Source organism: Pseudomonas sp. WPR_5_2 (genome assembly GCF_003634475.1).
Lineage (GTDB): Bacteria > Pseudomonadota > Gammaproteobacteria > Pseudomonadales > Pseudomonadaceae > Aquipseudomonas > Aquipseudomonas izuensis.
The window spans coordinates 1-13614 of the sequence record NZ_RBLA01000009.1; the positions used below are offsets into that span (position 1 = coordinate 1).

14 protein-coding genes are annotated in these 13614 nt (G+C 57.4%); 10 read left to right on the forward strand and 4 right to left on the reverse strand.

From position 1 onward, the window contains the following. Positions 1-385 precede the first annotated feature (385 nt). From BJ917_RS26845 to BJ917_RS26860, 4 genes are all read left to right on the forward strand, one after another. Positions 386-1990 carry a tetratricopeptide repeat-containing response regulator gene (locus BJ917_RS26845; RefSeq protein WP_121105470.1) on the forward strand — a complete coding sequence of 535 codons (1605 nt, stop codon included), beginning with the start codon at positions 386-388 and terminating at the stop codon, positions 1988-1990. Continuing rightward, positions 1987-2679 (forward strand): sensor histidine kinase KdpD, encoded by a 693-nt coding sequence (locus BJ917_RS26850; protein ID WP_121105472.1) that lies wholly within the window; start codon positions 1987-1989, stop codon positions 2677-2679. The genes BJ917_RS26845 and BJ917_RS26850 overlap by 4 nt, the downstream gene beginning before the upstream one ends. A gap of 216 nt (positions 2680-2895) precedes the next feature. Next, complete coding sequence (locus BJ917_RS26855; protein ID WP_177435617.1) at positions 2896-4137, forward strand: glutamine synthetase family protein; 1242 nt, start codon at positions 2896-2898, stop codon at positions 4135-4137. Positions 4138-4206: 69 nt separating this feature from the next. After that, positions 4207-5568 carry an MFS transporter gene (locus BJ917_RS26860; RefSeq protein WP_096509459.1) on the forward strand — a complete coding sequence of 454 codons (1362 nt, stop codon included), beginning with the start codon at positions 4207-4209 and terminating at the stop codon, positions 5566-5568. Positions 5569-5632: 64 nt separating this feature from the next. On the opposite strand, the gene BJ917_RS26865 is transcribed toward BJ917_RS26860, so the two are convergent. From BJ917_RS26865 to flgA, 4 genes are all read right to left on the reverse strand, one after another. Next, positions 5633-6379 (reverse strand): flagellar brake protein, encoded by a 747-nt coding sequence (locus BJ917_RS26865; protein WP_121105476.1) that lies wholly within the window; start codon positions 6377-6379, stop codon positions 5633-5635. A gap of 92 nt (positions 6380-6471) precedes the next feature. Beyond that, on the reverse strand, positions 6472-6939 hold the full coding sequence (locus BJ917_RS26870; protein ID WP_096509461.1) for a flagella synthesis protein FlgN: 468 nt from the start codon (positions 6937-6939) through the stop codon (positions 6472-6474). A gap of 48 nt (positions 6940-6987) precedes the next feature. Continuing rightward, positions 6988-7314, reverse strand: coding sequence for a flagellar biosynthesis anti-sigma factor FlgM (gene flgM, locus BJ917_RS26875; RefSeq protein WP_096509462.1), 327 nt, complete (start codon positions 7312-7314; stop codon positions 6988-6990). Positions 7315-7493: 179 nt separating this feature from the next. Beyond that, positions 7494-8255 carry a flagellar basal body P-ring formation chaperone FlgA gene (flgA, locus tag BJ917_RS26880; RefSeq protein WP_096509463.1) on the reverse strand — a complete coding sequence of 254 codons (762 nt, stop codon included), beginning with the start codon at positions 8253-8255 and terminating at the stop codon, positions 7494-7496. 83 nt (positions 8256-8338) lie between these two features. On the opposite strand from flgA, the gene BJ917_RS26885 reads away from it, so the two are divergent. The 6 genes from BJ917_RS26885 to flgE all read left to right on the forward strand — a co-directional run bounded on the left by BJ917_RS26885 (position 8339) and on the right by flgE (position 13347). Next, positions 8339-9271 (forward strand): chemotaxis protein CheV, encoded by a 933-nt coding sequence (locus BJ917_RS26885; protein WP_007980130.1) that lies wholly within the window; start codon positions 8339-8341, stop codon positions 9269-9271. 46 nt (positions 9272-9317) lie between these two features. Further along, on the forward strand, positions 9318-10145 hold the full coding sequence (gene cheR / locus BJ917_RS26890) for a protein-glutamate O-methyltransferase CheR (RefSeq protein WP_096509464.1): 828 nt from the start codon (positions 9318-9320) through the stop codon (positions 10143-10145). Between the two features lie 261 nt (positions 10146-10406). After that, the gene (flgB, locus tag BJ917_RS26895) at positions 10407-10814 is read left to right on the forward strand and encodes a flagellar basal body rod protein FlgB (RefSeq protein WP_121105478.1); all 408 of its coding nucleotides are present in this window, start codon (positions 10407-10409) and stop codon (positions 10812-10814) included. Between the two features lie 3 nt (positions 10815-10817). Next, positions 10818-11261 (forward strand): flagellar basal body rod protein FlgC, encoded by a 444-nt coding sequence (flgC, locus tag BJ917_RS26900; RefSeq protein WP_096509466.1) that lies wholly within the window; start codon positions 10818-10820, stop codon positions 11259-11261. Between the two features lie 15 nt (positions 11262-11276). After that, positions 11277-11999 carry a flagellar hook assembly protein FlgD gene (gene flgD, locus BJ917_RS26905; RefSeq protein WP_096509467.1) on the forward strand — a complete coding sequence of 241 codons (723 nt, stop codon included), beginning with the start codon at positions 11277-11279 and terminating at the stop codon, positions 11997-11999. 31 nt (positions 12000-12030) lie between these two features. After that, on the forward strand, positions 12031-13347 hold the full coding sequence (gene flgE / locus BJ917_RS26910) for a flagellar hook protein FlgE (protein ID WP_096509468.1): 1317 nt from the start codon (positions 12031-12033) through the stop codon (positions 13345-13347). The last annotated feature ends 267 nt before the right edge of the window (positions 13348-13614 follow it).

A 13614-nucleotide genomic window follows, 5' to 3' on the forward strand; every position in this document is an offset into this window, starting at 1 on the left:
GTTTCCCCATGTGAGAGTAGGTCATCGTCAAGATTAAATTCCGAAACCCCTATCTGCGTATGCAGGTAGGGGTTTTGTTTTGTCCGCAGGAAAGTGGCGTGACGGAAATTCCCGTTTCCACACCACCAACGATCTCGATTTTTTGCCGAGCAAAACCGCGAATGCACGTCTGATGCTTCAAGAGAACGCTACCACCGGCCGATAACCATGGGATCACAGCGATCTTCAATTTTTGCAGCTTCCAATCGTTACGGCTGCCAAAGAGAAATCGCTTGATAGCCTATGGCTACTAGCTATCATCTGCGCGCTGAAAGGGGCGGTGAAGCTGATCTGGTTCATGTATCTGCCTTTCGGTTCTTCCTCTTAAATTGCCTGGAAATCTTCGATGTTGTCGTATCACCAAAAGAGTTTTCTGATCGTCGATGATTTTTCGGACTTCCGCAGTTCCGTCAGGTCAATGCTGCGGGAGTTGGGCGTCAAGGATGTGGATACAGCCGACACCGGCGAGCAGGCATTGAAGATGTGCTCGCAGAAATCCTACGATTTCATCCTGCAGGATTTCCATCTGGGCGATGGTAAAAAGAACGGTCAGCAGGTGCTCGAAGACCTGATGATTGAGAAGCTGATCAGCCATGAAAGTGTATTTGTCATGGTGACCGCAGAAACCAGTCAGGCCATGGTGCTCAGCGCGCTGGAGCACGAACCCGATGCTTATCTGACCAAGCCTTTCAACCGTTCCGGCCTGGCCCAACGCCTTGAGCGCCTGGAGCAGCGCAAGACCCTGCTCAAGCCAATTCTGCAGGCCCTCGACCGGGGAAAACCGGTTGAGGTGCTTAACGCCTGCATTGCCCTGTGCAAGCAAGATATCCGCTATTCGCCTTTGTGCCTGCGTTACCGCGCAGATGCGCTGCGCGACTTGAATCAGAACGAAGCCCTCGAGCGTCTTTACGACAGCATCATTGCCGATCGGCCATTGCCTTGGGCATTTGCGGGCTTGGGTAAGTTGCTGTTCAAGCGTGGCCAGGTGGCTCAGGCCAAAGGCGTCTACGAAAAGGCGCTGAAAGTCTTTCCAATGATGCCGGCCCTCTACGACGGCATGGCGGACGTGCTGGTCGCGGAGGGGGATACCAAGTCAGCTCAACGAGTATTGGAAGAAGCGATTCGCCTGTCACCCTTGGCAGTGCGTCGCCAGGCACAGTTGGGCAAATTGGCGATGACCAACGAAGATTTTGACACGGCGTCCAAAGCCTACCGCCAGGCTGTTAACCAAGGCGCTCAATCACGTTTCAAGGATGCTGAAAGTAACCTTGGACTGGCCCACGCCTTGATCAGCAAAGGCAGTGAAAAAGGCCTGGATACCCGGACCCGGCTGGAAATCAATACAACGCTGAGCGCGGTGGCCAAGGAGAATCCGTCCGACCCCGGCCTGCAGATCCGTGCACGGTTGATGAAGGCCACCAGTCTGTTGCTCAACGATGCCGAGACCGCGGAAAAGCTCACTGAGCAAGCGTTGATGCGTCTCGATGGCATGGAGCAGTTCATGAGTGCGGAGGCTGCGTTATTGGTGGCCAAGCAATTGCAGATGCTCGGTCAGGCAGAGGCCGGCACGTCGATGTTGAAAAACTGTGTGGAAATCTACGGTGACGATCCGGCGGTCATGAAGGACATCGCCAAACTCACGGATGACCCGACTATCCTCAATTCCGGCAACGCCGCCGCTGATCTCAACCGACAAGGTGTTCGCGTGTACAAGACCGGTAACCTGGTGGAAGCCCGGGAAGTGTTCCGCAAAGCCCTGGTGCTGCAACCGAAGAACATCAGTATCGCGTTGAACTTGGCACAGGCCCTGCTGCATGGCACCGATACCAGCGTGCCCTCGGCCGAACTCGAAGAATGTCGGAGCTGCCTGAAAATGGTCGGTTTGATGCCTGATACCGATGCGCGTTATCCGCGTTATCAGAAGCTTAAAAGCAAGGCGTTTGGCGAATGAACGACAACCAACAGTCCCTGGATTTTTCTACGGTAATCGCTTCGACCGTACACGACATGAAGAACTCGTTGGCCATGTTGATGCAGGCGCACAGCCAATGGTTGGCGAACCTGCCCGACCCGGCGCGGCATACTCCGGAGCAGGGCGTAATCGAGTTCGAGTTCGCCCACCTCAACGGAATGCTCGTGCAGTTACTGGGTTTGTATAAGCTCGGTGTGAATCAGATGCCCTTGCAACCGGCCTACCACGAACTGGATGACTTCATTGAGGCGCAGTTGGCCTGTCATCAGGACGTATTTGCCAGTCGCGGTATTGCAGCGACCTTCGAGGTCGATCCCTTGAGCCCTCTGGGTTTTTTCGATCGAGAGCTGATCGCCTCGGTTCTCGCCAACAGCATCAACAATGCCATTCGTTATGCCCGGCATGCGGTGTTGATCAGCGTCAGCGACGAAGCCGGACAACTGGTCCTGACCATCAATGACGACGGTGAAGGCTATCCGGTCGAGATGATCGAGCGCCAGGCGGACTATGTGCAGGGCATCAATCACAGCAGCGGCAGCACTGGCCTGGGGCTGTACTTTGCCGGAAGGATTGCGGCGTTGCATCAACGCAATGGCGTCGGTGGCCGTACCGAAATCAGCAACGGCGGCCCGCTGGGTGGGGGCGTCTTCAGTCTCTATCTGCCTTGAACTTCTCCCCTGGGCTTGAAGCTTTTTGTTTGACGCTGCTTGATATTCCGAACACGCGGAGCCTATTTTGTACAGGTTGCCGTTCGCGGCTCGCACAATAACAAGGATTGCGTCATGACAACCGATGGCCTGAGTTCACTCGCTCAGCGATTGACGGGCATTGATGAGATTGAATGTGTCACGCCGGATTTGAATGGCGTGCCACGGGGTAAAGTGATGACCTGCGAGGGTTTCCTCGAGGGACGGCGTTTGCAGATGGCACGGGGGGTGCTGCTGCAATGCATCATGGGTGGATATCCGCCAGCGCGTTTTTACGGCAGCGATGACGGCGACCTTGCACTGGTTGCAGATCCTGCGCAAATCCATCGCTTGCCCTGGAGCGAGCAACCGCGAGCGTTCGCCATTTGCGATGCGGACGAACTGACTGGCGAAAGCTCCAATCTCTCGACCCGCGGACACCTCAAGGCTGTTATCAAGCGATACAAGGCCCTTGGCTTGTCACCGGTGGTTGCAACCGAGCTGGAGTTTTTTGTCTTCGCGCGCAACACCGACCCGACTCAGCCTTTTCAACCACCTGTTGGCCTGGACGGTCGACGCGAAGACGGCCATTCGGCATTCAGCGTCAGTTCCAATAACGGCTTGCGGCCGTTTTTCACTGAAGTCTATAAGTGCATGGCCGCTTTGGGCTTGCCTCGCGATACCTTCATGCACGAGATGGGCATCAGCCAGTTCGAGATCAACCTGCTGCATGGCGATCCATTGCTACTGGCCGACCAGACGTTCCTGTTCAAGCATTTGTTAAAGGAAGTCGCACTCAAGCACGACCTCACCGTGGTTTGCATGGCCAAGCCCTTGGCACATACGCCGGGCAGTTCGATGCATATTCACCAGAGCATCGTCGAGGCCGACACGGGACGTAATGTGTTCAGTGATGAGGCGGGTCAGCCGACCGCAACCTTCCGTCATTTCATCGCGGGTCAGCAGGCCTGCATGCTGGACTTCACCGCCCTGTTTGCGCCGAATGTGAATTCGTATCAGCGCTTGTGCCATCCCTACGCATCACCGAATAATGCCTGCTGGTCCCATGACAACCGGGCGGCGGGGTTGCGCATTCCGGCCAGTTCGCCGGTCGCTCGGCGGGTCGAGAACCGCTTGCCGGGCGCCGATACCAACCCGTATCTGGCGATTGCCGCCAGCCTGGCTGCCGGGTTATATGGCATTGAGCACAAACTGGAACCGAGCGAGCCGATCCAGGGTGAATTTCAGGTACCGGACAATCTTTCATTGCCGTGTACCTTGCATGCAGCACTTGAGCGTCTCAAACGTAGCCAATTGGCGAAGGAACTGTTCGGCAAGGAATTCATCGAAGGCTACATCGCTTCGAAGACCATGGAGCTGACCAGCTTCCTTGATGAAATTACCCCCTGGGAACGGCGTGTACTAGCAGCCCAGGCCTGACGCACCGTCTATATCGGGCTATCGTTTCGGTAGTCCGATTCTCACTGCAAGGAGCCGCTCGGAACGCCGATGCGCCAAATCTGGAAACCCTTTCGAGCGCTTTATTTCGCCTCGCTGATGATGTTGATCGGCTCAGGCTTGCTGAGTACTTACCTGGGCTTGCGCCTGGCGGCCGACCATGTCGACAGTCTGTGGGTCGGTGCGTTAATGGCGGCCAACTATTTCGGCCTGGTGTTGGGCGGCAAGATTGGCCACCGCTTGATTGCCCGTGTCGGGCATATTCGCGCCTATTCGGCGTGTGCCGGGATCGTCGGTGCAGCGGTGCTTGGGCACGGTTTGGTGGACTGGCTGCCGGCCTGGATATTTCTGCGGGTCATCGTCGGCCTGGGCATGATGTGCCAGTACATGGTCATCGAGAGCTGGCTTAACGAGCAGGCCGAAGCCTCACAGCGCGGTACGGTTTTCAGTGGTTATATGATCGCCTCGTACCTGGGGCTGGTGTTGGGGCAACTGATTCTGGTCATGCACCCGGGCCTGGGTCTGGAACTGTTGATGCTGGTCGCCTTGTGCTTTGCCTTGTGTCTGGTGCCAGTGGCCCTGACCCGACGGATTCACCCGGCGCCGCTGCACCCGGCACCCATGGAGCCCAGATTCTTCATCAAACGCGTGCCTCAGTCGCTGAGCACGGTACTGGGAGCGGGGTTGATCATCGGTTCGTTCTACGGTCTGGCGCCGCTGTATGCCTCGCAGCAGGGGTTGTCCACCGAGCAGGTCGGTCTGTTCATGGGTAGCTGCATTTTCGCCGGCCTGGTGGTGCAGTGGCCGTTGGGCTGGCTGTCCGACCGTTATGACCGGGCGCTGTTGATCCGCTGTTTTGCTTTCGTTCTGGCACTTGCAGCGTTGCCATTGGCGATACTCAAGCAGGTCCCGCTGGAGGTTCTGTTTATTGCCGGCTTCCTCTGCTCACTGGTGAAGTTCTGCTTGTATCCGCTGGCAGTTGCATTCTCCAATGACCATGTCGAGGCCGATCGCCGGGTGTCGCTCACGGCAATGTTACTGGTCACCTATGGCGTGGGTGCCAGTATCGGGCCGCTGGCGGCGGGTGTGCTGATGAAGCTGTTCGGCAGCCAGATGCTCTATGCCTTCTTCAGTTTCTTCGCCTTGGTACTCGTGTGGCGAATTCGCCCGAAAGCAGTGACCAATCTGCATCAGGTGGACGATGCGCCACTGCATCACGTCGCCATGCCGGACAGTATGTCGAGTTCGCCACTGGTGGCTTGCCTTGATCCGCGGGTCGATGAGCAAGTGGTGCAGGATCAGATGCAGAATCCGCCTTCTGAACCGACTTCCGAGCCGCAGCCGCAAACCGATGCACCTCCAGAGGAACCGGATTCGGGAAGGGAGCAAAGTTTCACCGAGGCCAGGCCATAACACTCAGGCATAAAAAACGGGCAGTCACCGCAAAGGGGCTGCCCGTTTTTGTTGGCACGTTATATCAGAAGTCGTCTTTGTCGAAGCGCCGTGCTTCGCGTTGCAGCTGATAGACGAACCGCTCGACCTGCCGCTGCACCAGGCCGCTCATGTTATGGAAGCGTACACCGGCGAAGGTGGTGGAGATTCTTTCTTCGAAGTGCAGGTAGCGCAGTTCGACCGGCGCGGTCATCTTGCCGAAGGGCAGGGCAGCCATGAAACGATCATAGACCTGGCCCAGCTGCAGGTTGCCGGTGATGTCGCCGGCGAAGCGCAATTTGCAACCGGTGGCCGAGATGTCCAGTAACTTGCCGCTGATCGGTGCCTTGAGTTTCTCGCCATCCAGGTCGACGTCGACCAGTTGCGCCAGCTTCAGCGCTGCACGGAACGCATTGCGGCGCTGGTGATAGACCACTTCGTCGGGCAGCGTGCCACGGTAGCAACGACTGCCACCGGATTCGTCGATGGTCAACGGGCCATTGCTTTCCCAGGCAATGCGCACACCCTCATGGAAGCCTTCGACCTTGAACGGCTCGCCGGCCAGCAGGTAGCGTTCGCCATCGCGGGGAATCATTTCGTCCAGAGCGATCATGTTGCGATCACGGTCGACGTCCACCAGATAGCTCTGGAAGCGCTGGCTGCGCTCATGGAACGTGATGATCAGCGGGTCATGGCTTTCTTGCAGCTGGCGAAGGTTGCCGGAGATTTCCAGGGGCGTGCTGAGCACCTTGGGTGGCTGCGGAGCATCGTCCGCATTTAAGGCATTGGACACGGTTAATCAATCTCCAGACAAATTTTGACTACGGCTGGCCAGCATTTTGCCAGCATGTTTCGCGTCTTGATAGAGCGTGCTCATCGACAGGCTCAAGCCTGACTGAGCGTGCGCGGTTTCACAAGCTTGGAAAATGATCCGCTGGCGTCATACAGCGCTGGAGGTTCACCGCCGGTAAGGATCTTCAGCTGATTGGCCGTGGCGGCCTGCTGCACCAGTATCGACTGGCCGTTGTTGACATTGATGGCTTGGCATTGGGCCAACAGGTCGGTCAGCACATCGCTTTGCGCCAGCAGCGCCGGGCCGACGCTCGACTGGCTGGCCAGTTGCTCCAGACCGCTACGATTGGTGGGCAGGTTGAGGCTGGCGAGGATTTCGCTGCGCTTGCGGCCATGCTGCTCAAGCAAAATGATCAAGGCCTGCTTTTGCGCCAGGATCTCCTCAAGCAGGTACATGTCGCGACCATGCAAGGCGAGGGATTCGGTACGCAGTAACTCCAGCAGTTGTTGCGCTGGAGCAAAATCGTCGGTGATCAGTTGCAGCAAATTGGTGTCGTGCATGGCTGGCCTTGGGTTTTAAGCGTCCAAAAGCCTGGCGCGGGCCGTGGCCTAGCGCTGGGCTTCGAAGTTGAGCAGTTTGCTGGCTACACGGTTGCTGTCGACTTTATAGCTGCCATCGGCAATCGCTGCTTTCAACTCGGCCACACGGGCTTTGTCGACGGCAGGCTGATCGCGCAGCGTATCAGTGACCTTCTGCAACTGTTGAGCCTCATTGCTGAGATGTACCGATTCCCCGACTGTAGCCGTACCGGCCTGCTCGGCCTGGGTATTCAGCGGCGCGGATTTGCCGGTATCGGCAGTGTCCTTGGCAGCGCTGGTACGAGTACTGCCCGTCAGTGACGAGGAGCTGTTCAAACGGCTGAAATCGATGACCATGATAAAAAACCTCTGGGAATTTGGACGCTTGCCATGTTTTCGGCCATTCCCCGTAAAACTTTAGGCCCAATTATCAATAGAGCTCGCGCGCGCCAGCGCTTGCCCTGCATGGAGCACAGTTTAGGGAACAGCCATGGCCAGCGCCACATCTTCACGAACAAAGAGCCCAGCATGGCCGCTTACATTGAAACCTCCACCTGGCCCGGCGCGGTGACCTGCGCCTTGATAACGCGTTGGGAGTTGAGGTTTTTCACCCGGATCTGTTCGCTCATACCGCCGTTGGACAGTGCTTCGCCAGGCATGCGCACGCTGAGCGTGCCACTGCGGGCGGTAATGACCACTTGATCACCCTTGCGAATGACTTCCGCCTGTTCGAGGTGTACCAGTGTGATGACCTGGTCGGCGACCATTGGTCGGGTAAGCCGTTGCCCGACTGCCTGGTCCATGGAGGTCAGGTAACCCTGGTTGATCGCACTGATGTCCCGCTCGCGCAAAATGACATCCCCAGGCTCGACAATGCCGGCGCGCCGCAAGGGGCGGGTGGTGGTCACGACATCGCGAAACAGGCGGACTTGAGCGGGTACGAAGACTGTCCAGGGGGATGCGCCCTCGCAACGCACCTTGACCGTGACCCGCCCCAACGGCTTGGCCGGACTCTCCAGCGAGGCTGTCAATTCCTTGTCGCACATCGGCATGCGCAGGCGCGGGTCGAGTTGGTTGACCTGAATTTCGTAACGACCTTCCGTTTGACTGGTGGCCAGATAGTCTTCTACGGTGAATTCAAGAAAGCCCTGAGTGACGCCGATAAGCATGTCAGGCAAGGTAACCGCGTCAGCAAGGGCAGGGCTGCCAGCGTTGAACAGGCAAACAGCCGCTAACACGCCGAGCAATTTGCGGCAGGGTGTGGTCAGGCGTCGAAAAAATGTCGGTTCTGTGTTCATAACGATTAAAAAAGCAAGCGCCGTGCCGTTTAGTGATGAAGGTGCGTCGCAACAACACTTGGCGTTGGTGTAGGAGTCTGGGCATGGCTGGTGTAATGGATTCGGTGAACCAGCGCACGCAACTGGTGGGGCAGAATCGCCTTGAGCTGTTGTTGTTCCGTCTCGACGGCCAACAGCTGTACGGGATCAACGTATTCAAGGTTCGGGAGGTGTTGCAATGCCCCAAACTGACGCTGATGCCCAAGTCCAGTCCTGTCGTGTGCGGCGTGGCGAACATTCGGGGGGCGACCATTCCGATCCTTGATCTGGCAATGGCGACCGGCTCCGGTGCATTGAAGGACAAGAACAATCCCTTCGTGATCATTACGGAGTACAACACCAAGACCCAAGGGTTCCTGGTCCGCTCGGTGGAGCGCATCGTCAACATGAACTGGGAGGAGATTCATCCGCCACCCAAGGGGACCGGTCGCGATCACTACCTGACGGCGGTGACGCGGGTCGACAATCAGTTGGTCGAAATCATCGACGTCGAGAAGGTGCTGGCGGAAGTGGCGCCGACACCGGAAGCGATTTCCGTCGGCGTGGTGGATGTCGAAACACAGCACAAGGCGCTTTCGTTGCGCGTGCTGACGGTCGACGATTCGTCGGTGGCGCGCAAGCAGGTCACGCGTTGTCTGCAAACAGTCGGTGTCGAAGTGGTGGCGTTGAACGATGGCCGGCAAGCGCTGGATTACCTGCGCAAACTGGTCGACGAGGGCAAGAAGCCGGAAGAAGAGTTCCTGATGATGATCTCCGACATCGAGATGCCGGAGATGGACGGGTACACCCTGACGGCGGAGATCCGCAACGACCCTCGCATGCAAAAGCTTCATATCATCCTGCATACTTCGTTGTCGGGCGTGTTCAATCAGGCGATGGTCAAGAAAGTCGGTGCCGATGACTTCCTGGCCAAATTCCGTCCTGATGACCTGGCATCCCGGGTAGTCGACCGGATCAAAGCAGCAGATATCAGCTAGGGGCGTCGGGCCCCTGGCAGTCAACACGATTTAAGAGGCGGCAGCATTGTCTACGGGTAATTTGGATTTCGAACAGTTCCGGGTATTCCTGGAAAAAGCCTGTGGCATTTTGCTCGGTGAAAACAAGCAGTATCTGGTCTCGAGCCGTCTCAACAAACTGATGGAGCAGCAAGGCATCAAGTCCCTGGGTGAGTTGGTTCAACGCATCCAGACCCAACCGCGCAGCGGGTTGCGCGAGATGGTGGTGGACGCGATGACGACCAACGAAACCCTGTGGTTTCGTGACACCTATCCATTTGAAGTCTTGAAGAACAAGGTGCTGCCTGAAGCAATCAAGGCCAGTCCCGGTCAGCGGCTGCGAATCTGGTCGGCGGCGTGTTCGTCAGGTCAGGAGCCGTACTCGCTGTCGATGTCCATCGACGAGTTCGAGCGCAGCAATGTCGGGCAATTGAAGATGGGTGCGCAGATTGTGGCCACCGATCTGTCCGGCACCATGCTGACCAACTGCAAGACCGGCGAATACGACAGCCTGGCCATCGGTCGCGGTCTGTCGCCCGAGCGGCTGCAGCGCTATTTCGACCCCAAGGGGCCGGGGCGCTGGGCCATCAAGGCGCCGATCAAGAGCCGGGTGGAATTCCGTTCGTTCAACCTGCTGGACAGTTACGCGAGCCTCGGCAAGTTCGATATCGTGTTCTGCCGCAACGTGCTGATCTACTTCTCTGCTGAAGTGAAGAAGGACATCCTGTTGCGCATTCACAGCACGTTGAAGCCGGGCGGTTATCTGTTCCTCGGTGCTTCCGAAGCGTTGAACGGGTTGCCGGATCATTACCAGATGGTCCAGTGCAGTCCGGGGATCATTTACCAGGCGAAGTGATGCATTGGCGGTATCGAAAAGCGGGAGTCCTCAGGGACTCCCGTTTTTTTATGTCTGTTGATATTCCCTGTGGGAGCGGGTGTTCTTGAAAAGGTAGCCAAGCGGCAGAAAAGCGGCATCCAGCGGAAACCGGTTGCCGCTTTTCTGGCATTGCCGCGTTGCCACTGCCCGCAAAGCCCCGGTTTACGGGCTTTTTTGAATTGGCATGACGCTTGCTAAGTTCATCGTACGAAAAATCAGGTCACCCGAAGGTTTCCCGACATGAGCATCAGCTTCGATAAAGCGCTCGGCATTCACGAAAAGGCATTGGGCTTCCGCGCCCAGCGTGCCGAAGTCCTGGCCAACAACATTGCCAACGCCGATACCCCGAACTACAAGGCGCGGGATCTGGAGTTCTCGAAAGTGCTCGAGGCGCAGAACGATAAAGCCAAAAACGGCACGTTCGCCTTGAACATGACCAACAGCCGTCATATCGAAGCCGAAGGCCTGGGCAACGGCGAAGAATCGCTGATGTACCGCACGCCGATGCAACCGTCGATTGACCAGAACACCGTGGACGCCCAACTGGAGCAGTCGAACTACGCGGAAAACGCGGTCAACTTCCAGGCCAGCTTCACCCTGCTCAATAGCAAGTTCAAAGGGCTGGTGTCAGCCCTGCGCGGAGAGTAAGTCATGTCCCTATCCAGTGTTTTCAACATTGCCGGTAGCGGCATGAGTGCCCAGACCACGCGTTTGAACACCGTCGCTTCGAACATCGCCAACGCCGAGACGGTCTCGTCGAGCATCGACCAGACCTACCGTGCGCGTCATCCGGTGTTCGCCACCATGTTCCAGGGCGGCCAGAGCGGCGGCAGCGATTCGCTGTTCCAGAACCAGGAAGCCGCCGGGCAAGGCGTACAAGTGCTGGGCGTGGTCGAAGACCAGAGCAACCTTGAGGCGCGCTACGAGCCGAACCATCCGGCTGCCGATGCCAAGGGCTATGTCTATTACCCGAACGTCAACGTGGTGGAAGAGATGGCCGACATGATTTCCGCGAGTCGTTCGTTCCAGACCAACGCCGAAATGATGAACACCGCCAAAACCATGATGCAGAAGGTCCTGACCCTCGGTCAGTGATAAGGGGCGACTCAGATGAGTGTTACCGATACCACCAGCAGCCTTAGCCTCAAAGATATCCTTGCCAACTCTTCGATCAAGACCAACACCAGTGCCGACGGCCTGGCGTCCGCGACGAACAGCGCCACCGGCAATAAGTCCCTGGGCAAGGATGCGTTCCTGCAACTGCTGGTGACGCAGCTGAAAAACCAGAACCCGCTGGAGCCACAGGACAACGGTGCATTCGTTGCCCAATTGGCACAGTTCAGCAGTCTGGAAGGCATTACCACGCTCAATAGCACCGTGTCGGGCATCGCCGGCAACTACAACTCGTCCCAGGCGTTGCAGGCTTCGTCGCTGGTCGGGCGTTCGGTCATCGCGCCGGGCGACAAGGCTGTGGTCGATACCGCCAAGAGCCTCAACGGCACTATCGCGGTACCGGCGTCGGCAGACCCGGTCTCCCTCAAGATCACCGATACCGACGGTAAGGTTATCCGCACCATCAACCTGGGCTCTCAACAAGCCGGCAACGCCAGTTTCATCTGGGATGGCAAGAACGATGCCGGTGAAGTGGCCAAGGCCGGTACGTACACCTTCAACGCCACCGCGACCTACGACGGCAAGGCGACCTCCCTGGTGACGAACCTGCCGGCGACCGTCAGCAGCGTGACCATCAGCCAGACCGGCGGTGAATTGATGCTCAACCTCGCCGGGCTGGGCAGCATCGCCCTGTCCAAAGTACAAACCATTGGTATGTAGGGCCGACTAACACGGCACAAAGGAGTGGAATATGTCTTTCAATATCGGCCTTAGCGGTCTCTATGCATCCAACAAACAACTGGACGTGACCGGCAACAACATCGCCAACGTTGCGACCACCGGTTTCAAATCGTCCCGTGCAGAATTCGAAGACGTTTACTCGGCCACCAAACTGGGCTCCGGCAGTAAAACCACCGGTAACGGCGTGCGCCTGGCCAACGTTTCGCAACAGTTCACCCAGGGTGATATCAACAACACGGGCAACGTGCTGGACATGGGTATCAACGGTTCCGGTTTCTTCGTGCTGAACAGCAATGGCTCGCTGTCCTACACCCGTGCCGGTACGTTCAAGGTCGACAAGGACGGTTACGTCACCAACACCGATGGCTCTGCGCGTCTGCAGGGTTATGGTGTGGATGCCAATGGCAAGATCCTCAATGGCGTATTGACCGATCTGCGCATTGACACGTCGAACCTGGCGCCGAAAACCACCACCAGCGTTTCGTCGACGATTAACCTCAATTCCACGGCACCGGACATCGACCAGGTTGCCAATCCGTTCGACCCGAGCAAGCAGGCGTCCTTCACCAAGCAGTTCAGCACCCCGATTTACGACACTCAGGGTAACCAGCACACCATGGATCAATTCATGGTCAAGACCGGTGCGAACACCTGGAAAACCTACACCCTGATCGATGGTCGTAACCCGGATGGCAGTGACCCTACGCTTGCAGCTTCGCCGCCGGTTCCTTCGGACATGGTATTCGACACCTCCGGCAAGCTGGTTTCGGTGACCACTCCTGCGCTCCCTGTGCCGATCGTCAGCCCTGACCTGAAGGTCTCCGGCTGGATTCCCGGTACCGTGACCAATGGCGTGTGGGCACCCAACGGCGCCGCCGCCGACCCGGCCGGTGTGACGATTTCCATGAGCAATACCACACAGTTCAACGCCGACACCGCGCGTTCGATTCCTGTGCAGAACGGTTACGCGACGGGTCAGATCACCAACCTGACCATCGACACCAGCGGTGTGATGCTCGCCAACTTCAGCAACAGCCAGACCAAGGCCATCGGCCAGATTTCGCTCGCCAGTTTCACCAACGAACAGGGTTTGCAGCCTGTAGGTGGCACCAGTTGGAAAGAAACCTACTCGTCGGGTATCCCGGGCTACGATGCACCGAACACCGGTACCCTGGGGCAGATCCAATCGAACTCTCTGGAAGAGTCCAACGTCAACCTGACCAGTGAACTGGTCGACCTGATCAAGGCGCAGAGCAACTACCAGGCGAACGCCAAGACCATCTCCACCCAGAGCACCATCATGCAGACCATTATTCAGATGACCTGATACTGGTTGGCTGATTGCTGCAAAAAGAACCCCTCGCAAGAGGGGTTTTTTATGGCTGTGTTTTTGTCAGGGGCCAAGGTTCTGGTTGTCTGTACTGACGCCTTCGCGAGCAGGCTCGCTCCCACATTAGAACGTCTGAGCGCCGCAAATCCACTGGGGGAGCGAGCCTGCTCGCGAAAGCGTCAAACAGGTCACCACATTTCCTTGAGGCAAAAGAAAACCCCCGACCAATCCAGAGGACTAATCGGGGGTTTCAGGTAAGCGCCT

Excerpts from the sequence above, each read along its gene's own strand:
- BJ917_RS26850 (WP_121105472.1), top strand. The coding sequence starts at position 1,987 with ATGAACGACAACCAACAGTCCCTGGATTTTTCTACGGTAATCGCTTCG.
- flgD (WP_096509467.1), top strand. The coding sequence starts at position 11,277 with ATGAGTGTTACCGATACCACCAGCAGCCTTAGCCTCAAAGATATCCTT.
- BJ917_RS26845 (WP_121105470.1), top strand. The coding sequence starts at position 386 with ATGTTGTCGTATCACCAAAAGAGTTTTCTGATCGTCGATGATTTTTCG.
- flgC (WP_096509466.1), top strand. The coding sequence starts at position 10,818 with ATGTCCCTATCCAGTGTTTTCAACATTGCCGGTAGCGGCATGAGTGCC.
- flgE (WP_096509468.1), top strand. The coding sequence starts at position 12,031 with ATGTCTTTCAATATCGGCCTTAGCGGTCTCTATGCATCCAACAAACAA.
- BJ917_RS26885 (WP_007980130.1), top strand. The coding sequence starts at position 8,339 with ATGGCTGGTGTAATGGATTCGGTGAACCAGCGCACGCAACTGGTGGGG.
- flgM (WP_096509462.1), bottom strand. The coding sequence starts at position 7,314 with ATGGTCATCGATTTCAGCCGTTTGAACAGCTCCTCGTCACTGACGGGC.
- BJ917_RS26870 (WP_096509461.1), bottom strand. The coding sequence starts at position 6,939 with ATGCACGACACCAATTTGCTGCAACTGATCACCGACGATTTTGCTCCA.
- BJ917_RS26860 (WP_096509459.1), top strand. The coding sequence starts at position 4,207 with ATGCGCCAAATCTGGAAACCCTTTCGAGCGCTTTATTTCGCCTCGCTG.
- BJ917_RS26855 (WP_177435617.1), top strand. The coding sequence starts at position 2,896 with ATGACCTGCGAGGGTTTCCTCGAGGGACGGCGTTTGCAGATGGCACGG.
- flgB (WP_121105478.1), top strand. The coding sequence starts at position 10,407 with ATGAGCATCAGCTTCGATAAAGCGCTCGGCATTCACGAAAAGGCATTG.
- flgA (WP_096509463.1), bottom strand. The coding sequence starts at position 8,255 with ATGAACACAGAACCGACATTTTTTCGACGCCTGACCACACCCTGCCGC.